Here is a 22,838-nt window from a genome sequence, read left to right as displayed (position 1 = left end):
GTGGCGTGGTTCTTCCCAGGATGACATCAAATCGGGAACACCTTCTGATCGACTGGGAAAATCAGGAGAAAGGCTTTATATTGAAGCCAGGCTGGGAGCACTCGTCCTCGCGTGATTTTCAGTACCAGAATTAAATTACCTTTTCGCGCTCTTCCATAGGATTTACATATGTTTCAACCAGTTCGTCTACTCTCCCTGTTCGTGGCAGTCCTTTTCCTGCTGCTTAGTCCGCTCCAAGCAGCACAGACCGAGCAACAAAAACCACTGCGGGCTGATGTCATCGTTTACGGGGCAACGCCGGGGGGATTCTGTGCAGCAATTGCGGCGGCACGCGAAGGAGCTGAGGTGATTCTGCTGGAGCCGACCGATCATATCGGGGGGTTGAATACTGGCGGTCTGAGCTTCAGTGATTCCAACCAGACTGTCCGCAGCACGGTCATGGGGTTGTTCGATGAATGGCATACTCGGATTGAAAAAGACTATGCCGACCGGGGAATCACACTGCCGTACAAGGTCAGTGTGAAAGACCAGTCGAAGTGGACCTACGAGCCACACGTGGCGATGCGGGTGACACGACAGATGCTGAATGAGGCGGGCGTCAAAGTACTGCCGGAGCAGCGTCTGCAGTCGGTTCAGAAAGCAGGGACTCAAATCAAAGAACTTGTCACCAACAGAGGACGCTTCGCAGCGCAGGTCTTCGTGGACGGCACGTACGAAGGGGATCTGATGGCAGCGGCTGGCGTCAGCTGGACCATTGGACGCGAAGGGAAAGCGGAATATGGTGAGTCCCTGGCAGGCAAACGCTATCCGAAAGGGAAGATGAAAATCAACGGTTTCGATGACAAGGGTCAGCCGTTGCCTTTGATTACCACGACCGATGCAGGCCCCGAAGATGAGGGGGATTTCCGTGTCATGGTTTACAGTTTCCGGCTCTGCCTGACGGATGATCCCGACAACCGGGTCCCTTTCCCCAAGCCGAAGAATTACGACCCCGCCCGATTTGAGGTGGTGCGACGCTATGTGAAATCGGGAGGCCGCGTGGGCTGGGATATGTATCCGCTGCCCGGCGGAAAACTGGATGGCAACAATTCAATCGGGGGCCAGTTCTCGCTCGGCCTGGTGGGGGCGTGTAATGGCTGGAGTGAAGCCGATGCAGCAGGGCGGGCCGCGATCTGGGAAGAGCATAAGCAGTACACGCTGGAGTTTTATCATTTTCTGACAACGGATCCTGTGGTCCCGGAAAAGATCCGTGAGCAGTATGCACGACTGGGGCTCTGTAAAGATGAGTTTCCCGATTACGGACATTTCTCACCCGCCCTGTATGTGCGCGAGGGACGCCGGATGCGGGGCATGTTTGTACTGAGCCAGAAAGACATTCTGGAACAACCCGAAAAAGAGGATCCGATTGTGATCTCTTCCTTTCCGATTGACTCGCACGATTGTCAGCGGGTGGCCCTGAAAGGGGGCGGCGTGATCAATGAGGGAACCATTTTCCCCGTGAGACGCTCCTATCCGAAGCAGGGCTATGCGTATCACGTGCCCTATCGATCGATCCTGCCAAAACCGGATGAGTGCACCAACCTGCTGGTGCCGGTGGCACTCTCCTGCACTCACGTGGGTATCTCTTCGATTCGTGTGGAGCCCACGTGGATGATCCTGGGACAGAGTGCCGGTATCGCGGCGGCTCTGACTGCCAGTAAGAATACGACCGTGCAGAAGCTCCCCTACCCGGAATTGCGGAAGAGACTGCTGGAGCGGGGACAGGTACTGGAGTTGCCCGAAGTCCCTCCGGAACCGAAGACCGTAAGCGGCATTGATCCGAAGACACTGCCGGGCGTGGTGCTGGATGATGGAGCAGCGGAACTTAAGGGGAGCTGGAGCCGTTCTACAAATTTCAAACCTTATATCGGCAAGGGTTATGTACACGACGGTAAGTCAGGGAACGGAAGTGCGACGGCGACCTTCCGCTTCAAAGTCCCCCACACGGGCCGTTATCAGCTGCTGATGGCTTACTCAGCGCATCCGACCCGCGCAAAACAGGTTCCCGTGAAAGTAACCAGCGGCACAGAGCAAGCGACGCTGACCGTCGATCAGACCAGGCCACTGCCGGCGGGGAAAGAGTTTCGCGAGATCGGAACAGTTCGGTTGCAGGGCGCTACCGAAACCACGATCACCGTCAGCAACGATCAGACTGACGGCTTCGTGATTCTGGATGCGATCCAGCTGCTGCCGATCGCGGAAAAGTAAGCTCGGATTTACTTGCGTTTGAAACGCAGGAAGTAGTTTTCCTCGAAGGCGGGAATTTTGACTTCTTCCACAAATTCGAAACCGGCATCTTCGACTTCTTTGCGGAAGGTCTCTTTGCCTGCGCGAACATGGCCCAGCGTCCATTCGCGGGACTTACCGGGGATGCGTTCGAAGTCGATCAGAATCAGCTGACCGCCGGGAACGATTGCCTTGTGCAGGGAGGCCATCGAACGGGACGGGTATTCGAAATGGTGGTAGACATCGCAGATGAAGGCAGCGTCAATCGAACCGGGGGGCAGGCGGACGTCGTCCTGTCCACAGAGGACGGGAGTGACATTCTTCAGATCCAGGATATCCGAGATTTTCCCTACCCGTTCGACGAACTTGGGGACAATGTCCAGGGCAAACACCCAGCCCTTTTCTCCAACTGCCAGGGAGAACGGCTCGACGAACAGCCCCGTCCCGGTGCCGACGTCGGCGATGCGATCGCCGGGCTTGAGTTTCAGCTGTTTCACAATCTGGTCGCGGGCACGGAAGACTTCCCGGCTTTCGACTTCAAAGCGTTTAATCCACTGATCGACATCCAGATCGGGATCGAGGAATGACTTGTTGATGCCCGGCTTCACACTTTGTGGTGGCGCGGTAGCAGTCTCCTGGGCCATGACAGGAGAGAAATGCAAGCAGACGGTGGCAAGCAGAGCAAAACATAAAGCACGCATAGCAGGTTCCTGAATAAAGGGGACGCGAAACAATTTATTCGATTTGGCCAGTGCTTTTATTTTACATGTAAGGTATCTGCGAGGGAACCGTCAAACGGCAGATAGTGGTTGAGGCACCTCCTTGAGAACGGGCTCATCCTCCATGGGAACACTGAGCGGGCTGATGCGGAAGTTTTCAACAATGATGGCGTACAAAGCCGGAATGACGAACAGGGTCAGCAGGGTGGCCATCAACAGGCCGACAATCATCAGCCAGGCCATGCCCACCCACAAGGGACCGCCGGCCAGTGCGAGAGGAAGCAGGCCGCCGACGGTGGTGGCCGTCGTCAGGAAGATGGGGAGCAGACGCTGCTTGCCGGCTTCGGCCAGACAGTCGCGGAACTCGTCCCGGGTGAGCCCGACAATGGGACCACGGCCGTTGCTGGCCTTCGAGCGAGTAGCGATCTGGTAGTCGGCGAACTCCATGAAGATGATAGCTGTATTCAAAACAATGCCGAACAGGGACAGAATCCCCAGCTGAGGCATGAAGCCCAGGGGATTACTGGTGAGATACAGACCGAGCAAGGCCCCGATCAATGCCAGGGGAAGCGTGAAGATGATCATGATCGACTTCGAGATGCTGTTAAACTGAATGACCAGCAGGAGCAGGATGGTTACAAAAGACATGCCGAAGGCTTTAAGCATCATGCCGGAAGCCTGCATCGATTCTTCGAGTGCACCGCCAATCTCGATACGGAACCCGTTGGGCAGATTCGCTTCGATCTGTTTGAATTCATCTGAGGACATGATCCGGCTCACGATATCGTTCCCGGAGGCACCGGGTTCGACTCGGGCAGAGACTTCGATGGTGCGGTTCATATCGCGGCGTTCGATGACCGCGGGTTCCCAACCATACTCGAAAGCCGCGACCGATTTGATGGGAACCTTGCCGTTACGACCTTCGATGTAAGCAGATTCGATAGTCGACACTGATTTGCGTCCCTCGGGAATCAGGCGGAAATAGACGGGGACCGAATAGTCCCCTTCGCGGAACATGGTCAGCTGTTTTCCCGAATAGTAGGTATTCAGGGTCGAGGCGATCTGGGCATTACTGACTCCTGCCAGACTGGCGCGGTCGGCATCCACGTTGACCTGCAGCTGGTAGCCGTCGGCGCCCCAGGAATCGTGCGTGTTCCAGGTCTCGGGCTGATCGCGGATCAGCTTCTCCACCTGGCCGGCGACCTCGCGGAGTTTATGCAGATCTGCGAAGCCATTTCCAGTGATTCGCAGAGCGACCGGGGCCGCCGGTGGTCCGAGCATCATCTCCATGGGGACGACGCGGATGCCGGGAAGCGGATCGATGCCCAAGTCCGCATCGCCGGTGAGTGCGACCTGACGCACCTGCTGGGCAAAGTCGTGTGTGAGTTTCGGATCGGAGGTTCGAATCAGGATCTCGGCGTAGTTGGCTTTCCGGGATTCGGGATTCCAGGAAAGATACCAGCGGGAGCCGCCGCCTCCGACCAGGGTGCGCATGGCCCGCAGGCGTTCGACCTGGTTGCCGGCTTCGTTGGTGGTCGGGCTCAGTTTACAGAGCAGTTCTTCAACCTGCCTGGCGGCCTGATTGGTCTGTTCGATGCTCACGTTTTCCGGCAACCAGACGCCGACGACAAACTGGTCCCGTTCTCCCTGGGGGAAGAACTCGGTGCTGACCGGCAGTTTAAGTGCCAGGAAAAAGAGACCGATGGAAACGCCCAGCGTGAGGAATTTATGTTTTATGGCCTGTGAGACGAGTACCCCGTAGACCCGGCTGATGTAATGCTGGTTCTCCGATTTCCAGGAGAATTCGTCGGCAGCCCGTTTGCGGCGAAAGAGGCCTTTGAACCAGTAGAAGCAGCGGACCAGGGGCGCACTGGGTTGATCTTTGGATTTGGGCGGGCGAATAAACATGGCCGCCAGAATCACACAGAAGGTCATCGCCAGAACCCAGCTGACGGCCAGCATCACGGAGAGAGTGACCGGGAGACTGTAAATAAACTCGCGGTTGCCCCCTTCAAAAAAGATGACCATCGGCACGAAGGAGGCGATAGTGGTAAGGGTTCCATTCAGCATGGGAGCCGCCAACATGCGGGCTCCGCTGACGCTGGCTTCAATCGGTCCCATGCCTTCGATCTGATTGGTGCGCGACTGATCACAGATCTGCACCGCGTTATCCACAAGCAGACCGAGTGAGATAATCATGGAGGCCAGCGACATCTGCTCGAGTTGGACTCCGAAAAGCGTGATGACGCCGACGGCAATCAGGGTGACAAAGGGAATGTTAGCAGCCATGACGGTGGCGGTGCGAAAGCCGACGACCAGGTAGACGACCACGACCACAATGAACACCGCTTCAATGACATTGATGATCACGTCATGAATCCGGTTATTCACACTTTCGGACTGATCGGAGATGGGAACGAGTCCGAGATCTGGCGGAAGTTCATAGGTCAGATTCTGCATTTCCTCCAGGCGGGCTTTGGAGGCATTACAGATATCGATGATATTCGACCCCGATTTCATGGTGACCGCGACAATCACCGCAGACTGCGAAGTCTCTGGATCGCTGTAGCGGCAGATGAGCGAGGGGGGATCCTGGTAAGCACGTCTGACATTCAGCCCCAGGTCATCCAGATACACCTGGTTGGAACCTTTGTCCGAACTGGAGAGATCAGCGACGATCGTGTTGATTTCATTCACGACGTCGAGTTTCCCGCCCGGTTTGACATAAAAACGTCCATCGCCGGTATCGAGCAGGCCCCCTGCTTCAATAATGTTGCGGTCGGAAATCAGATCTTTGAGGTCGCCGGTGGTGAGTTGCAGATGCGACCAGGTGCCGGCATCGGTCTCGATATAAATCGCTTCTTCCCGAACACCGAATCGCTGGACTTTGGCGACGCCGTCGAGCAGGCGGAGGGCATCGCGAACGCGTTCTGAATAGAGATCCAGGTCGCGGTCCGTATAAATGCGATGCGGGTCGATCTCTGTCCGGCCCGGCAACGGTTTCTGATAGATGGCAAAGAGGATTACGCTTGTGTCGCCGAAGTCGTCGGTAACAATCGGGGTGATATTTTCCTCGGGCATCTCCACGTTTCGGACACGGGCGCGTACCTGATCCCAAACCTGATCGACGTGCGCAGGGGAGACGTTGTCGTACAGATCGACAAAGATCGTCGACAGGCCGTTGATGGAAGTCGAACGCAGAACGTCTACCTCTTCGATGCCATCCAGGACCTCTTCGAGAGGATCGGTAATCAACTCTTCGACTTTTTCCGCCGAGACGCCCGGCCAGGGAGTCGTAACGACGCAGGTCATGATGGTAAATTCAGGGTCTTCACGGCGGGGCATGGTCTGAAAGGAGACTATGCCCCAGATGACCAGCAGACCGACGATGGTAAAAACAATCGTTCGGTATCGGATGGCAAATTCAGGGAGAATGTTCATTGGACGGCCTCCGGTTTCCCGACGACTGTCACCGGTTCGCCATCGCTGAGGAAGGGCATGCCCTCCAGAATGACTCTCGCTTTCGGGGGCAGCTTCACTCCGGGGGCCGGTCTGATCTGCCGTAACATCATTTCCCGCGAGGAAGGGAAGCTGCTTTCCGAAAGGACGATTTCGACTTCACGGGCCATGGTCTGCTCAGTCGCGTCGTCAACTATGAAAATTGAAGTTTTGCCGGCCTGCTGGCGGATGGCTTTCATGGGCACGTAGAGTCCGGGTGTGGTCGCTCCCTGATCGAGACCGACACGGACGACATCGCCGGGCCTGAGCAGCCAGCTTGATTCGTCGAGGAGTATGTGGCGTCCGTTCCAGTTGTCTGGCTGCCCCTGGCTGACCTTGAGTTCCCCAGCCACCAGATCACGTTGCGGATCAAAGTTCTGTCCTGGCTGAATTTCCACTGGGACGAAGTACCAGTTTCCCAGGAAAGGAACCCGAATCGTACCGGGCGTGATACGGACTTTTTCGACGTTCAAGACGCGATTGCCAGACGAGGTGATTTCGCCTGCCCTGCGGTTCGTAATCTTCCAGAGAAAAGCACCATTCGCATCTCGTCTGATCGCTTTTTCTTCAGTCATGAGCGCGTTACCGCCGCTGACAATCGGAGCAAAATTCAAAGGCCAGATATCTTTCGTACGGGCGATGTTCTCAGTCGGATAGCCGCGGGGAATTTTGAGTTGCGATTTCCGATTGCGCACAAGCAGGGTAACGGTGAAGGTTCTGGTCTCCGCATCCGCATTGGGGTCGGTCATATAGACATAGCCTTCGAGCCCGGTCTGCTGTCCCTGGCTGTTTTCGGCGATGACCCGCACAATATCGCCTCGATGAAAACGCCGCGACATGTTTGCCGAGAGTTCCAGCTCGACTTTGATGGGATCCATGATCTGAATGGTTAAAGCCGGATCACCGGCATCGAGGTAGCTGCCCGGAACCGCGTGTACCTGAGCGACCTGTCCGCGAAAGGAGGAGTAGAGGACGGTGTCGCGTAAATTGCGTTCGGCTTCAGCGAGTTGAAAGCGGGCTTTTTCGATCTCTGCATCCTGGGAACTGAGTTCCGCCTGTTTGGTTTTCAGTTCTGCTTCGAGATTCTTGACCGTGGCGTTTGTGGTCTGCAGTTCGGCCATCGCCCGATCGTAATCGGAACGGGTGGCGACTTTTTTGCTGACCAGGGTCACCGTGCGCTGCGACTCGGCTTTAGCCAGTTGCTGTTCCGCCTGGGCTGAAGCGAGTCGGGCGGGAAGACCTTCGGCGATTTCCACCTGCATCGCTTTTTTTCTTTGCAGGGCGACATCGACGGCAGCCCGGGCGGAATCGACGGCAATGCGGTACCGTTCGTCGTGCAATCGAGCCAGGACGGTGCCCGGCACCAGCACTTTGCCACTCCCCTGGTCAAGCACGCGGCCTTCGATTTCGGTTTCGGGCTCCAGCACACTTTCGACGCGTCCCGAAATTTCGAACCCGATTTTCTCGGTCTTCCAGGCACCCACCGATCCAGTGACGAGTGAATGGGAAACCGGGGTCATCTCGTGGAGCATAAAAATTGAGACCGGCCGGGGGGCTTTGGGTTTTGAATCGATTTGACTGGATGAATCACAGGCTGTTGATAAGATGGCTACTGCTATCAGCAGAACCGAGCAGGGAACGTTCATAATTTCCGTGGTCGCTATGGGAATTGGGTAGAAGCGCAAGTAAACTACACCGGGTAGTGTAGTTTTTTATCGAAGTATGTAAACCGCAAAGTGTACTTTTTTTATGACGTCAAAATCGGCAAACAAGGGAAGACTGACAGACCGGAAACGGGCCGCAATTATGGAGGCCGCCGTTTCGGAGTTGAAGCAGAACGGTTTCGACAACACCAGTATGGACCGGATTGCGGAAGTCGCATCTGTTTCCAAGAGAACGGTTTACAATCATTTTCCCAGTAAAGAAGATCTGTTTGCTGCGATTGTGGATGAACTGATGTCGCGCTGTCAGCTGATCGAAGTCTCTGACTATACTCCCGGTGAACCCATTGCCACGCAGTTGAGCGACATTGGTCAGACGGCCGTCGATCTGATGGCTTCCCCCGAATTTCAGGACCTGGCCCGGGTTACGCTTTCGCGATTTTTGCAGTCGCCGGACCTGGCTCGTGAGATGATGATTGATTCGACCCAGTTTGAGGCCGGGTTGATCGTCTGGCTGGAAACAGCGCATCAGGAGGGTAACCTGCAGATTCCTGATGCCCAACTGGCGGCGAAGCAGTTCCTGGGACTGATTCAATCCTTCGCCTTCTGGCCCCCGCTGATCGGCAAGGAAGCGCCACTGACGGAAGTACAGAAGAAACAGCTTGTCGAGTCGACGGTCAGCATGTTTCTGGCTCAGTATTCCTGCTGAAAACGCTCCAGAAACGATGGTCTCAGGGTCACAGCTCCCCGACGAACTCTCTGCCAAGGGTCTAAAACCAAGTGTCCAGGACAAACATTCTGGACAGTCACATCCTGAATAGCTTCCTGCAGTTAGGAAGAACGGGCCTCCCGATTTTCTGTTGAAAAATCTGAATTCTGCAATTGCCTCATTTCGACATCCCGCATAAACTTCATGTGAATAGTTTTCGCATAAACTATTAGCCAGGCTTACCGATTATCGTCGTAAGTGTGCACCACCTCGGAAAACAGGGCGCTCCGAAAGCCAGCATCTCTTTTCCGAAAACTGCCTTCCTTCAGAGTCAATTAAACATCGGCGGGTTCAATGAAGTATTTCACGAGTATATCCCTGGTCCTGTTGGGCGGACTGTGTGTCAGCCTGTCGGGATGCAACGAAGCCCAGACTGCCCCACCCCAGAAAGTGGCCCCCACTGTGACGACTGCCAAGCCGGTCGTCAAGCAGATTGTGGAATGGGACGCTTACACCGGTCGACTGGAAGCAATCGACTTTGTCGAAGTGCGGGCGCGGGTCAGCGGTTACCTGAAATCAACCCACTTTGACGAAGGGCAGATGGTCAATGAAGGCGAGTTGCTGTTCGTGATTGATCCCCGCCCTTTCGAAGCGGAGCTGAGTCTTGCTAAAGCGACGCTCAGTCAGTCGAATTCGCAACTCGTGCAGGCACGCGCACAACTGGAAGAAGCGAATGCCCAGAAGGAGCAGACACAGGCGCAACTGGAACTGGCCTTTGCCCAGGTCAAGCGGGCGCGCTCGCTTAAATCCAAGAACGTGACGACGCAGGATGAACTCGATCAGCTGGAAGCGGCTTTTCTGCAAGCGAAGGCGAATGTGGAAGCGAGCCAGGCAGGCATCAGTTCTGCAAAGGCGTCCATTGAAACCGCACTGGCAGTCATCGAAGCTTCGAAAGCACAAGTTGAGACAGCCGAACTGAATCTGGACTACACCCGAATCTATGCGCCCATCACGGGACGCATCAGTAAGAAACATGTCACGGAGGGAAACCTCGTCAGCGGAGGTACTTCCACTTCGACGATGCTGACGACGATCACTTCAGTCGCACCGATCTACTGTAACTTTGATGCCACCGAGCAGGAAGTTTTGAAATACACCCGACTGGCTCAGAACGGCAAACGTGCCAGTTCCCGTGTGGCTAAAAACCCAGTCTTCCTCGGACTGGTGGATGAGAAAGGTTTTCCTCACCAGGGACACATGGACTTTGTAGACAACCGGTTTGATGTGGATACCGCCAGCATGCGGGCACGTTCTATTTTCCCGAATAAAAACGGGACTCTGTTGCCGGGGATGTTTGCCCGGATCCGGATTCCGGGAAGTGCCGCTTACAATGCGATCCTGATTCCCGACTCTGCAGTGGGTACCGATCAGTCATCACAGTTTGTGTATGTGGTGGTGGATGGCAAAGTCGAGCAGCGCGTGATTCAACCGGGGCCAATCGTGGATGGATTGCGCGTGGTCCGCGAGGGACTGAAAGGGGATGAGCAGCTCATCATCGCCGGTCTGCTGCTGGTACGTCCGGAGATGGAGGTCCAGGTGAAACCCGGGAAAATTGAAGTCGTCGAAGATGGCCTGCCCAACGATTACAGCCCCTTGCCGCCTGAGCAATGGATCTCACCCGAACCCGATCCCCTGCCGACGAAGCCGGCACCCAAGGTCAGTTCATTGTTTGGAAAGCCGAGGAACAATCCATGAAGTTCCCCCATTTCTTTATTGAACGCCCCATTTTTGCGTCGGTGCTCTCCTTCATCGTGGTTCTGGTAGGAGGTCTGGCGTACTTCTCATTGCCGGTCTCCCAGTATCCCGATGTGGCACCGCCGACGATTGTGGTTCGCGCCAGTTATCCCGGTGCGACGCCCCAGGTGATCGCGGATACGGTGGCGACGCCGATCGAACAGGAAATGAACGGCGTGGACAACATGCTGTATATGGAATCGTCCTCGAGTAGTGACGGTACCATGCAGCTGACCGTCACGTTTCAGCTGGGAACCAACCTCGATGACGCGCAGGTGCTGGTACAGAACCGGGTCGCGGTTGCAGAAGCGCGTCTGCCTGAAGCGGTGCGCCAGATTGGTGTGACCACTCGCAAACAGATTCCCGATATGCTGATGGTGGTCCACTTGAACTCACCTGATAATAGCCGGGATCAGCTTTATATCAGTAACTTCGCCTTCCTGCGCATTCGCGACGCGTTGATGCGTCTGGATGGTGTGGGGGATATTCGTGTCGCCGGTGGTAACGAATACTCAATGCGCATCTGGCTCGATATTGAGAAGATGACGCACGTGGGTCTGACCGTGGGCGACATCGTTTCGGAGATCCGTCAACAGAATGCACAGGTGGCGGCTGGTGTGATTGGTCAGCCTCCCATTGATGCCTCTGGTGACTTTCAATTGAACGTCACCACCCAGGGACGTCTGCGCGAAGAGAGCGAGTTCGGCGATATCATCGTGAAACGGGGCGATGATGGTCGCGTGACGCGTCTGAATGATGTGGCCCGGATTGAACTGGGAGCCCAGGATTATTCGCGTATCAGTTATCTGGACGGAAAGCCGGCGGTGGCGATTCTGATTTATCAGCGGCCCGGTACGAATGCGGTGGATGCTGCAGCCGAAGTGAAGCAGACCATGGCCAATCTGAATAAGGACTTCCCTGAAGGGGTAGGCTACGAGATTGCATACAACCCGACCGACTACGTAGAAGAGTCCATCGCGGAGGTGTTTGAAACTCTCTATATCACAACTGCGCTGGTGGTGCTGACCGTGTTCCTGTTCCTGCACGGCTGGCGACCGACGATCATTCCCGTGATCGCGATTCCCATTTCGTTGATCGGAACATTTGCCGCGATGCAGGTGCTGGGCGTTTCGTTGAATACGCTCTCGCTGTTCGGGCTGGTGCTCGCGATCGGGATTGTGGTGGATGATGCCATCGTGGTGGTGGAGAACGTGGAACGTCTGATCGGCGATGGTTATTCGCCGCGCGAAGCCACACATAAAGCGATGGACGAGGTCGGCTCTGCGCTGATCGCGACAACCCTGGTGCTGATTGCCGTGTTCGTGCCGACCATGTTCGTACCGAGCATGAGTGGTCGCTTTTATAGACAGTTCGCGATGACGATTGCCATCTCGACCGCGTTTTCAACATTCGTGTCGCTGACCTTGAGCCCGGCTCTGTGTGCGTTGCTGCTCAAGCCGAAGAATGCTGAACGGAATAAGATGGGGAAATTCGTCGACTTCTTCTTCGGCTGGTTTTTCCGAGGGTTCAATCGCTTTTTTGACTTCACAGGAAACGTTTATGCGGGCTTCATTTCCCGAATCATTCGTGTGTCGGCACTCTCGCTGATACTGTATGGCGGCCTGTTGGTGGCGACCTGGTACAGCTTTGGTATGGTCCCGTCAGGATTCATCCCTGCCCAGGACCAGGGATATCTGATTGTCAGTATCCGGCTGCCCGACGGTGCTTCGCTGTCGCGAACCGATGTGGTTACCAGACAGGTTGCGCAAATCGGGAGTGAGATCGATGGTGTCGCACATTCCGTCGGGATTGCCGGCTTGTCGGGATCGACGTTTACGATCAGTCCCAACGCCGCGGTGACGTTCCTCCCGCTGGAAGATGCCAAGGAGCGGGCCAAGCGGGGACGGAACCTGGATGCGATTATCGGGGACCTGCGGCGTGAGGTCTCTTCAATCAATGAAGCGCAGATCTTCATCATTCCCCCGCCCCCGGTCCGTGGGATCGGTCGTGGTGGCGGATATAAAATGTACGTGCAGGACCAGAGTGGCGCCGGCGTGGCAGCCCTCAACCAGGTCACCGAGCGAATGGTGGCGGAAGCCAATCAACAGCCCGGGCTGGTGCAGGTCTATTCAAACTTCCGGACGAGCGTGCCTCAGATTTATGCGGAGGTGGACCGGACCAAGGCACAGATGCTCGATATTCCGATTAACAACGTTTTCGATGCGCTGGAAGTCTACCTGGGCTCGGTGTACGTGAATGACTTTAACTTCCTGGGGCGTACGTATCGCGTAACGGCACAGGCGGAACCTGAGTTCCGTGACGAACCGAGTGACATTCTCCGCCTGCGCACCCGCAGTGCCCGGGGAACGAGCATCCCGCTGGGTTCGGTGGTGCAGTTGAAGCGAACCGCGGGACCGGACCGCCTGGTGCGGTACAACCTGTTCCCTGCCGCTGACCTGAATGGTGATACCGTACCGGGTTTCAGTACGGGACAGTCGCTGACAACGATGGAACAGCTGGCGGAACAGAGTCTCCCGCCTGGATTTGGTTATGCGTGGACTGAACTCGCATTCCAGGAACGGCAGGCAGGAAATACGATTGTATTCCTGTTCCCGCTGGCGGTGCTGTTTGTATTCCTCACGCTGTCAGCCCAGTACGAAAGCTGGCTGTTGCCACTGGCCATCATTCTGATTGTGCCTTTGTGTCTGCTGTTCGGCATCATGGGTATCTGGTTCCGTGGCATGGACAATAACATTCTGACGCAGATCGGATTCATCGTACTCGTGGGTCTGGCCTGTAAGAATGCGATTCTGATCGTGGAATTCGCCAAGGCGGAAGAAGATGCGGGTAAGGACCGGTTTGAAGCCGCTGTCGCGGCCTGTCGCTTACGACTGCGGCCGATTCTGATGACGGCGTTCTCCTTCATTCTGGGTGTGATTCCGTTGCTCATCGCCACTGGTGCCGGTTTTGAAATGCGACGGGTATTGGGGACCGCGGTCTTCAGTGGTATGCTGGGAGTTACCCTGTTTGGTCTGTTCCTGACCCCGGTCTTCTACGTGGTGCTGCGGCGGTTCTCCCGTAAGCCTGCAGTGGCCGGTGGGGATACTGCTGTTTTGAACCAGGAGTCCAATGCGATGTTACCGTCCGACGAACATGTTTCCCGCAGCCAGTCTAATGCGAACAGTTCCGACTCCACTTCCCCTGGTCCGGTTGACCGAGAGACCACTCCCGCTGAGAACTTCGAACAGATGTACGCGGAAGAGAGACCTCCCTGGGACATTGGTGAACCGCAGCCGGAGTTTGTAAATGTGGCGGACCGGATCCGGGGCAGCGTGCTGGACGTCGGCTGTGGTACGGGAGAGAATGCGCTGTTCTTCGCAGCTCAGGATTGCGAAGTGACCGGTATTGATCTGCTGGCAGACCCAATTGCGGAAGCCAATCGTAAGGCAACCGAACGGGGCCTGCGGGCAACGTTCCTGCAACAGAACGCATTGCAGCTTTCAGAGTTGAATCAGCTGTTTGACAATGTACTTGACTGTGGATTCTTCCACATTCTCTCGAATGAAGATCGTGTGCGTTACCTGAGTGAACTGGCCCAGGTGATGGAACCGGGGGCGACGCTTTATCTGCAGTGCTTCAGCGACAAGGAGCCTGCCGGCGAAGGACCGCGACGCGTGAGCAGCGAAGAACTGCGTAACACCTTCCAGGAGGGCTGGCAGGTGCAGTTGATCGTTGACTGTCGTTTCGTCACGCGGGAAGACGCGGACACCCACTTCTCGGAAGGGGGACCGCACGCGTTGTTTGCTGTGACTCAGCGGGTTTAAGTGGCCGATCAAGCCACTTGAGTCACGCTATTGGTTGCGACACATAAGCTGGAATCATCGCGATTACATTGAGTTGAGGCAAACCTATCGATCATCGACTGGAAATCCGGTCGATGATCTTTTTCAATATGTCCCCAAATGGCGAGATGATTTTTGAAGGTTCTCCACCGGCTGGCCTGTGAAAGACAAGGGTGATCTGGTTCTGTGCCAAGATGTCTGGCCAGCTGTGCCGGGGCAGGAAGGACCATTGAAATTCCGCAGGTTGATGTTTTTCACTGAGGATGAAATCGATGCCCTGAGTGAACTTCGATTCGGCAAAGTGTAAAAAATCAGCGGCGGGAATTGAGACATCGAATTCCAGCCGATGAATGGCACTTCTTAAGTCGATCGCGTCTGTCTGAAAAAGTGCCTGGGAGAGGATGGAATCCAATTTCCCTGCGATTTCGAGGCCGGGGTTACTGATCCAGACGTATCCCTGTTCCGGCACAATATCTGGCCAGGCTGTGTGATCGAAGGGTGGTAACACCGTTTCGAAAACGCCGTCAACTTCTTCGATGTGATAAAATCGATGCATCACGGGCTCTTCGATACTTTCGCTACGACTGGATGAACAGCCTGGTCAACTACTGGCAAAAAAGAATTCAGATCTGATGTGGGGTTGAAGCAGTAATCGTCCAATGATGGCTGCGATAGACATACTCGTCATCCGTGTATGAGACCAGGCAGCCACACTCGATATCAAATATCTCCGGAATCTTAACTGCATAGAGCTGACTGGGGCGCTGCGAGTCGGGGAGACTGTTCTCGTAGAGGAATCCGTGGAAATAGTCTTCATCAAAAAACAGAGTGACTTCACTTGCAAACAGGTTAGGCAAAGTCAACAGGACTGCCACCCGGTAGAATTGGCTATTCTCAGGTGGTTGTTGCCTGGCCAGTTTCTCGGCTGCCCGCAGTAACTGTGAAATCACGTCTGCCTGTAGACGATGTCGCGACCGCGGCCCTTCGACCAGTGCAGCGGGGAGTGGGACTTTGAAGTTAACATACTTCTCCCCCGGTCGAAGATCATTTTCAAAATGAATCAGATCTGCCCACTTCGTCAGGCTTCGTAAATGACGCCGTACCCCTCTCAGTTTCCTGTTGGGGCGATTCAGAGTAATCCGTCTCACAAACGCTGCACCTTCATTGGTCGCCGAGTTTTACTTAGCTCTGTTCCCCGAGCTGTTTCTTGAAGAAGTCGATCGTTCGTTTCCAGGCGAGTTCTGCGGACTTCTCGTCGTAGCGGGGAGTGGTGTCGTTATGGAAGCCGTGATTCGCGCCTTCGTAGACATAGGCCTCGAACGGTTTGTCGTTCTTTTTCAGAGCGGCTTCCAGTTCGGGAGCACCAGCCATGATGCGTCGATCCAGTGATGCGTTGTGAATCTGCAGGGGCGTCTTGAGTTTGGGAACCTCGGCAGCATCGGGCTGACGACCATAGTAGGGGACGCCGGCATCGACGACGTCGGGAAGTTCGAGAGCCACCTGATAGACCATGCCCCCACCGAAGCAGAAACCAACCACGCCGACCTTGCCCGTGGACTTGTCATGTTTGTCGAGCAGTTTCGCGGCTGCGACGAAATCCTCCTTCATTTTTTCAGGTTCCCGTTTCCGCTGCATGGTGCGGCCTTCGTCATCGTTACCGGGATAACCACCCAGGGGCGTTAAAGCGTCGGGAGCCAGTGCCAGAAAACCCTGTGCAGCGAGGCGGCGGGCCACGTCTTCGATGTAGGGATTCAGGCCCCGGTTTTCATGAATCACGAGGACCGCGGGGAATTTTTCTCCCTTTGCGGGCCAGGCCAGCAGGCCCTTCATTTTGCCGGCTCCGTCGGGGGAGTCGTAGGTGATGCGTTCGGTCTTAATGCGTGGGTCATCAGGCTTGACCTGTTCGGCCCAGCTGTAGTTGGGAGAGAGACTGGCCAGCAGGCCTTCCACTGTCAGGCCTCCAACAGCGAAGGCACCGAGTTGTTTAATATAATCCCGTCGATTGAGTCGGCCGTGGGCATAGTCGTCGTAGAGGTCCAGAACTTTCTGATCGAATTCAGATGCGGATTTACGTTCCATGGAAGGGTCTTTCATTTTAACTGTCACGGTCAGGAGAGGTCTGATCCCGATCACGAAGAAATAAGCAGTCGTACACTGTCTTTCATGATAAAAACTTGGCATTGAAATTGGAAAGTTTTTTTAGAAAAGTCGTCGAGCTATGATGGTACTTCGAATATTCCTGAGGGAGTGGCCCGAATCCAGAATAGACTGTTCCAAAGTTGATTTCAGGACCTGGCTTCACTTCTGTCAGACAATGATTACTGTGTACTCAGGTTAGGGCATCAGCTACAATTTATGATCCCCACAGGGTCCCTGTTCCGTCTCGTACGCGAACAGTTTGAGCCTGTATTTATCTGCAGAACTTCTATTTCCGTTTAATTTCTCCAAGAGGATTTCACTGAATGTCAACTTCTCAAAAAATGTCGCGCCGCAATTTTATCCAGGGAGTCGCCTTTGCGGGTGCTGCCGGTATCCTGAGCCCTTCGCTCAATCGGGCCATGGGATATGAGTCCCCCAACGAACGTCCGGTGTTTGCGACCATTGGTCTGCGCAACCAGGGCTGGGCGATCACCAACAAATCAACCAAGTTCGCCGACTTTGCGGCACTGGCCGATGTGGATGAAAACGTACTGGGTGCCAACGTTGAGAAGCTGGTCAAGAAGCAGGATAAAAAACCGGACGCTTATAAAGATTACCGCAAGGTGCTCGATCGTCAGGATATTGATGCTGTCATGATTGCGACTCCCGATCACTGGCATACCAAAATCGCCGTCGAAGCGATGCTGGCGGGCAAAGACGTTTACTGCGAAAAACCATTAACGCTGACCATCGACGAAGGCAAGCTGATCGAAAAGATGGTCAAGCAGACCGGTCGCGTGTTCCAAGTGGGAACCATGCAGCGATCCGAATCGGGACAGCGGTTCCTGCAGGCGATTGCCCTGATCCGCGATGGTCGGATCGGCAAGGTTCAGAAAGTGACCTGTGGCATCAATGGCATGGAAGGGTCTCCCAAAATTCCCGAAGCGGAAGTTCCTGAAGGCCTGGATTATGAATTCTGGCTGGGACCAGCTCCAAAAGTGGCTTATCGTGCTCTGCCTGAAATGCGTGAAGGTTACGGCGGAGGCGTACCGCTTTACAGCAACTGTCACTATTCATTCCGCAACTGGCATGAGTATTCCGGCGGTAAGCTGACCGACTGGGGTGCCCATCACGTCGACATCGCCTGCTGGGCACTGGGGGCCACCGATACCGGCCCCAGCAAGATTTCCCCCGTCAGTTACGAACTGCCTGTGGAATACAAAGATGGTCACCCCGTCGTCAACGATCAGTACAATGCCGCCACGAGTTTTCGTATCAAGGTCGACATGCCTGAAGATGTGGAAATAATTATCACCAGCGAAGGTGATAACGGCATTCTGTTCGAAGGGACCAAAGGCCGGTTCTTCGTCAACCGGGGCAAGATTGTGGGTGCCCCCGTTGAAGCGTTGAAAGACAATCCGCTGCCAGACGGTGCGATTGAAGCTGTGTATGGCGGCAAAGTGAGTGAAAACCACACCGCTAACTTCATTGAGGGAATGAAATCCCGCAAGCAGCCGATTTCGGATGTCTGGTCGCATAACCGGATGCTGGAAATCTGCCATCTCTCGAATATCGCCATGCGTCTCGGTCGCGATCTGAACTGGGATCCGAAGAAACGCGAGATTATCGGCGACGATCAGGCGAACTCATTCCTCTCCCGCGAAAACCGCAAGGGGTATGAGATCAACATGTAATCCAGCTGGATACAGGGAACAGACTCGACCGGGTTGTGCGTCACTGCGCGATCCGGTCGAGCGTCTTTCCGTGGATGCTTTGTGGATTACGGTGATCTTTCTCCAGATGTTCTCAAGCCATGGGTGGGTCGATGATGCGCGTTCCTGTTGTGAGTGGAATTCTGGTACTGCTACTGTTCTGTGCCTGGTCTGCAGAAACTGACGTTGAAGCAGCACCGCCGAATATTCTGATCCTGCTGGGCGATGACATCGACCGCGATTCCCTGGGTCCGTGGGGTGGTCAGGCACAGACGCCGCACCTCGATCAACTCGCGCGGGACGGCATGCGACTGGACAACGTGTACTGCAACGTCGCGATGTGTGCTCCTTTCCGGCAGGAACTCTACAGTGGTCGCACTGTCTGGCGGACGCGGGCGATGCCCAATCATTCCAAGTCGGTCAAAGGGACAAAGAGTCTGCCGCACTATCTGAAACCGCTGGGTTATCGTGTGGGCCTGTTGGGGAAGCGTCACATCGGTCCGAACGAGTGCTATCCCTTCGACAATGTCGGCAGTTTGTCCAAGCAGGAAAATGCGAACCCCCAAGCGGTCAAGCTGGCGCGTGAGTACATGACGACCGCCCGCGAAGCGGGTCAGCCGTTCTGCCTGGTTGTTGCCTCACATGATGCGCACGGCCCTTATACAACGGGTGACCCCAGCCGATATGATCAGCAGGGATTATCACTCAACGCCGACACCATTGATACGCGGGCCTATCGCAGAGAACTGGTCCAACATTACGCAGAGATCACCAATCTGGATGATCTGCTGGGACAGCTGCGTACCGTACTGAAAGAAGAACAACTTACGAGCAACACGCTGGTCCTGTTCTGTTCCGAGCAGGGGAATGCGTTTCCTTTTTCCAAGTGGACCTGTTTCGATGATGGGCTGGCAACTGGCGTTGTGGTCTCGCTGCCTGGAGTCATCCCGGAGGGGAAGCGCAACTCCCAACTGATGTGGCTGGCAGACATCGCCCCCACGCTGCTCACCGCTGCGGGAGGCCAGCCTGACGATCAGGATTTTGATGGACGCAGTCAGTGGGTCAACCTGACAGGCGGCAATCAGAGGGTGCATGAATACGCCTACGGTGCCTTTACCAACTGTAACATCATTGATAACCGGGAACGGATTTTTCCGATCCGTTCGATCCGTGACCAGCGCTATACTCTGATCTGGTCGCCGCGTGCAGACCAGGAGATCACATCCAATACTACGCTCACCCAGGCACTTAAGTGGCTTGAGGCCGGTAACTCACAGGGCCGCGCAGACACCGCGGGTTCGTGGGTCCGCAGAGCTCAAAAAACGAAACGTCAGACCCAGGACAAACTGGTGCAGCGACTGCATCATCGTCCGGAATGGGCGTTGTATGACCGTCAGGCTGATCCGGAAGAGCTGGCGAATCTCGTCGACAAGCCGGAAATGGCACCGGTGTTGAAGCGGCTGAAAGGGGAACTGCATACCTGGCTGCAGCGGTGGGATGATGCGGATCCGGTTGCGACAGAGCGGAGCTTTCTCAGGCAGAAATGAGACGCGGACATTAATCAAAAAAAGGGGAGCAGGACGTTTGGCCCACTCCCCCGTTCGCGTCAACGTTTCAGGCGTTGATCGTCAGATCTAGCGCTGACTCAGGCTGGCTGCGGGAGCCGCCTTCTTCAGAGCCGGATCCAGGTCGAACCGGTCGAGGTTCATGACTTTTGTCCAGGCGGAGACGAAGTCTTCCACGAATCGTTTTTTACCATCTTCGCTGGCATAGACTTCGGCGATCGCCCGCAACTGTGAGTTCGAACCGAACACCAGGTCCACAGAGCTGGCCGTCCACTTCACCTGTCCGGTTTTGCGATCCCGACCTTCGAAGAAGTGATCGCACATGGGTGACTTCTGCCATTTGGTATCCATGTCGAGCAGGTTCACGAAGAAGTCGTTGGACAGGGTTCCTGGTTGCTTAGTGAAAACTCCCAGCCCCGGAACGCCGACATTCGTATCCAGCACCCGCATACCACCGACGAGGGCTGTCATTTCCGGCGCTGTCAGTGTGAGCAGGTTTGCCCGGTCGACCAGCAGCTCTTCAGCCGGCGTCGTCAATCCGTGCGAGTAGTAATTGCGGAAACCGTCTGCCTGTGGTTCGAGGGCAGCGAAGGATTCCACGTCGGTCATCTCCTGGGTAGCATCGGTGCGACCGGGTGAGAAGGGAACCTTCACATCATGACCGGCGGCTTTGGCTGCTTTCTCCACAGCGGCAGATCCACCGAGTACGATCATGTCAGCCAGGGAAACCTGCTTGCCGGTTGTCTGAGCCTTGTTGAACTCCTGCTGGATGTTCGTCAGCGTCTGCAGAACTTTTTCCAGTTCTTCAGGCTGATTGACTTTCCAGTTTTTCTGCGGTGCGAGACGGATACGTGCTCCGTTGGCACCACCACGATAATCACTGCCACGGAAGGTGGAAGCGGAACCCCAGGCGGTTGAGACCAGCTGCGGAACAGTTAGGTCGGAAGCCAGGATTTTCTGCTTGAGTTCTGCAATGTCCTGCTTGTCGACCAGCTTGTGATCGACGGCGGGTACGGGATCCTGCCAGATCTGTGCCTGGGGAACTTCAGGACCGAGACAGCGGGAGACGGGCCCCATGTCACGGTGCGTCAGTTTATACCAGGCCTTCGCGAAGGCTGCGGCGAACTGATCCGGATTTTCGTGGAAGCGTTTGGAGATCTTGCCGTAAGCGGGATCCATCTTCAACGCCAGGTCAGTTGTGAACATCATGGGTGCGTGTGATTTGGAGGGATCGTGGGCATCGGGAACCGTTCCTTTTGCCGATTCTTCTTTGGGAGTCCACTGCCACGCACCGGCGGGGCTTTTGACCAGTTTCCATTCGTAACCGAACAGATTGTCGAAGTAGCCGTTGGACCACTGGGTTGGGGTTGATGTCCAGGCACCTTCCAGGCCACTGGTGATGGTATCCCCGGCATTTCCTTTACCGTATTTATTTTTCCAGCCAAGTCCCTGTTCAGCGAGACCAGCGCCTTCTGGTTCGGGACCGACATTGCCTTTGGGGCTGGCGGCACCGTGGGCTTTACCGAAGGTGTGTCCGCCGGCGATCAGTGCGACGGTTTCTTCATCGTTCATTGCCATGCGACCGAAGGTATCGCGGATGGCGTGAGCGGCTGCCAGTGGATCGGGCTTACCGGCAGGTCCTTCCGGGTTGACGTAGATCAGACCCATCTGGGTTGCAGCGAGCGGGTTTTCGAGTTTGTCATCATTCGCATAACGTTTACGTCCAAGCCATTCACTCTCTGGTCCCCAGTAAACATCTTTCTGTGGTTCCCAGACATCTTCACGACCGCCGGCGAAGCCGAAGGTTTCGAAGCCCATGGACTCCAGAGCGACATTTCCGGTCAGAATCATGAGGTCAGCCCAGGAGATTTTCTGACCGTACTTCTGTTTGATCGGCCAGAGCAGGCGACGGGCCTTGTCCAGGTTGGCGTTGTCGGGCCAGCTGTTCAGCGGTGCAAAGCGCTGGGTGCCATCTGATGCACCACCGCGTCCGTCGGTAACCCGGTAGGTACCGGCACTGTGCCAGGCCATCCGGATGAAGAGGGGACCGTAGTGTCCGTAGTCTGCCGGCCACCAGTCCTGGGAAGTGGTCATCAGCTGTTTGATGTCTTTCTTGACGGCTTTCAGATCCAGTTTCTGAAACTCTTCGGCGTAGTTGAAATCTTTGCCGAGCGGATTACTCTTCTGGGAATTCTGATGCAGGATATCGAGGTTCAACTGGTTGGGCCACCAGTCGCCGATCGTCATGTTTCCCGCTGCGGCGGCGGTATGTCGCTGGCCCTGGGCGTGGCCGATGACCGGGCACTTGGCGGCTGCCCCTTCTTTGTCACCTTTCAGTGCGGCCACATGGGGATGCTGTTTGTGAACCTCTGATTGAGTCTGTTTCGCGTGGGGCGGGTGATTCTGTGCGAACGCAGAACTGGCGACGCATAACACCAGCACTGTGCCTTTCTGTATTGAGCGACCAAAGTAACTAGTCATCACATCTCCTGTCAGTATTTAGAGTGAATTGGAGTGTCCTCGACCGGGACTGTTCCTGAGACACTTTCATTCTAGACAGAGGCCGCGATATGTCTAATACATTACTCACATACATACCATGCATTTGACGCATGGCATAAATTCATCACAAGACGAATCTATTTAACAGGTTACATTCTTGACCTGCATATCCTATTTTTAAATGTAACATAAAACATGACATCTACATCCAGTGCGAGTGCCAGGTGAGACCGCTCCTGATCCCCTAGTTAAGGAGGATCGTCGCGACTGAATAGATAGGTAGTTTAAAGAGCCTGGTGACCCGGCATCGTCTTTATTGGCTGCTCCCTGACAAACCGGCACAAACGTTATAACTGATCAGATGAGATCAAGCGGAATAAGTTCGGCAGACGATATCAACATTGGTTATGTCCCCTGATCGGGGCGCACACA

The 22,838-nt window shown here is 55.3% G+C and carries 13 protein-coding genes and 1 pseudogene; 7 read left to right on the top strand and 7 right to left on the bottom strand.

Features of this window, described 5'->3' with window-relative positions; genetic code table 11:
• Positions 1-168 precede the first annotated feature (168 nt).
• Positions 169-2,247: an FAD-dependent oxidoreductase gene (locus F1728_RS20120; RefSeq protein WP_155365574.1), complete on the top strand. Its 2,079-nt coding sequence runs from the start codon at positions 169-171 to the stop codon at positions 2,245-2,247.
• 8 nt (positions 2,248-2,255) lie between these two features.
• Here the strand turns inward: F1728_RS20120 and F1728_RS20115 are convergent, their stop codons facing one another.
• The 3 genes from F1728_RS20115 to F1728_RS20105 all read right to left on the bottom strand — a co-directional run bounded on the left by F1728_RS20115 (position 2,256) and on the right by F1728_RS20105 (position 8,014).
• Entirely contained in the window at positions 2,256-2,966 is a 711-nt protein-coding gene (locus F1728_RS20115) for a class I SAM-dependent methyltransferase (RefSeq protein WP_155365573.1), read from the bottom strand.
• Positions 2,967-3,056: 90 nt separating this feature from the next.
• Positions 3,057-6,425 carry an efflux RND transporter permease subunit gene (locus tag F1728_RS20110; RefSeq protein WP_155365572.1) on the bottom strand — a complete coding sequence of 1,123 codons (3,369 nt, stop codon included), beginning with the start codon at positions 6,423-6,425 and terminating at the stop codon, positions 3,057-3,059.
• Complete coding sequence (locus tag F1728_RS20105) at positions 6,422-8,014, bottom strand: efflux RND transporter periplasmic adaptor subunit (protein WP_194242457.1); 1,593 nt, start codon at positions 8,012-8,014, stop codon at positions 6,422-6,424. Before F1728_RS20105 ends, F1728_RS20110 begins: the two co-directional genes overlap by 4 nt.
• A gap of 217 nt (positions 8,015-8,231) precedes the next feature.
• Between F1728_RS20105 and F1728_RS20100 the strand changes: the two genes are divergently transcribed.
• The 4 genes and pseudogenes from F1728_RS20100 to F1728_RS32645 all read left to right on the top strand — a co-directional run bounded on the left by F1728_RS20100 (position 8,232) and on the right by F1728_RS32645 (position 14,470).
• Positions 8,232-8,852, top strand: a complete 621-nt coding sequence (locus tag F1728_RS20100) for a TetR/AcrR family transcriptional regulator (RefSeq protein ID WP_155365570.1) — start codon at positions 8,232-8,234, stop codon at positions 8,850-8,852.
• A 354-nt stretch (positions 8,853-9,206) separates the two neighbouring features.
• Positions 9,207-10,607, top strand: a complete 1,401-nt coding sequence (locus F1728_RS20095; protein ID WP_155365569.1) for an efflux RND transporter periplasmic adaptor subunit — start codon at positions 9,207-9,209, stop codon at positions 10,605-10,607.
• A pseudogene (locus F1728_RS20090) lies at positions 10,604-13,729 on the top strand (efflux RND transporter permease subunit); the annotation flags it as partial. The gene F1728_RS20095 and the pseudogene F1728_RS20090, both read left to right, overlap by 4 nt.
• A 51-nt stretch (positions 13,730-13,780) precedes the next feature.
• On the top strand, positions 13,781-14,470 hold the full coding sequence (locus F1728_RS32645) for a class I SAM-dependent methyltransferase (RefSeq protein WP_228030869.1): 690 nt from the start codon (positions 13,781-13,783) through the stop codon (positions 14,468-14,470).
• Between the two features lie 91 nt (positions 14,471-14,561).
• Here F1728_RS32645 and F1728_RS20085 read toward each other — a convergent pair whose 3' ends face one another.
• The 3 genes from F1728_RS20085 to F1728_RS20075 form a co-directional block, all read right to left on the bottom strand.
• The gene (locus F1728_RS20085) at positions 14,562-15,044 is read right to left on the bottom strand and encodes a hypothetical protein (RefSeq protein WP_155365567.1); all 483 of its coding nucleotides are present in this window, start codon (positions 15,042-15,044) and stop codon (positions 14,562-14,564) included.
• 67 nt (positions 15,045-15,111) lie between these two features.
• Positions 15,112-15,636, bottom strand: coding sequence for a DUF3916 domain-containing protein (locus F1728_RS20080; protein WP_155365566.1), 525 nt, complete (start codon positions 15,634-15,636; stop codon positions 15,112-15,114).
• 34 nt (positions 15,637-15,670) lie between these two features.
• Positions 15,671-16,567 (bottom strand): dienelactone hydrolase family protein, encoded by an 897-nt coding sequence (locus F1728_RS20075; protein WP_155365565.1) that lies wholly within the window; start codon positions 16,565-16,567, stop codon positions 15,671-15,673.
• Positions 16,568-16,950: 383 nt separating this feature from the next.
• Between F1728_RS20075 and F1728_RS20070 the strand changes: the two genes are divergently transcribed.
• On the top strand, positions 16,951-18,321 hold the full coding sequence (locus F1728_RS20070) for a Gfo/Idh/MocA family protein (protein WP_155365564.1): 1,371 nt from the start codon (positions 16,951-16,953) through the stop codon (positions 18,319-18,321).
• A gap of 131 nt (positions 18,322-18,452) precedes the next feature.
• The gene (locus F1728_RS20065; protein WP_194242456.1) at positions 18,453-19,886 is read left to right on the top strand and encodes a sulfatase family protein; all 1,434 of its coding nucleotides are present in this window, start codon (positions 18,453-18,455) and stop codon (positions 19,884-19,886) included.
• Positions 19,887-19,973: 87 nt separating this feature from the next.
• On the opposite strand, the gene katG is transcribed toward F1728_RS20065, so the two are convergent.
• Entirely contained in the window at positions 19,974-22,385 is a 2,412-nt protein-coding gene (gene katG, locus F1728_RS20060; RefSeq protein ID WP_155365562.1) for a catalase/peroxidase HPI, read from the bottom strand.
• Between the last annotated feature and the right edge of the window lie 453 nt (positions 22,386-22,838).

The sequence above is a fragment of the Gimesia benthica genome, assembly GCF_009720525.1.
GTDB classification, from domain to species: domain Bacteria; phylum Planctomycetota; class Planctomycetia; order Planctomycetales; family Planctomycetaceae; genus Gimesia; species Gimesia benthica.
This window is presented reverse-complemented; position numbering and strand designations above follow the sequence as displayed.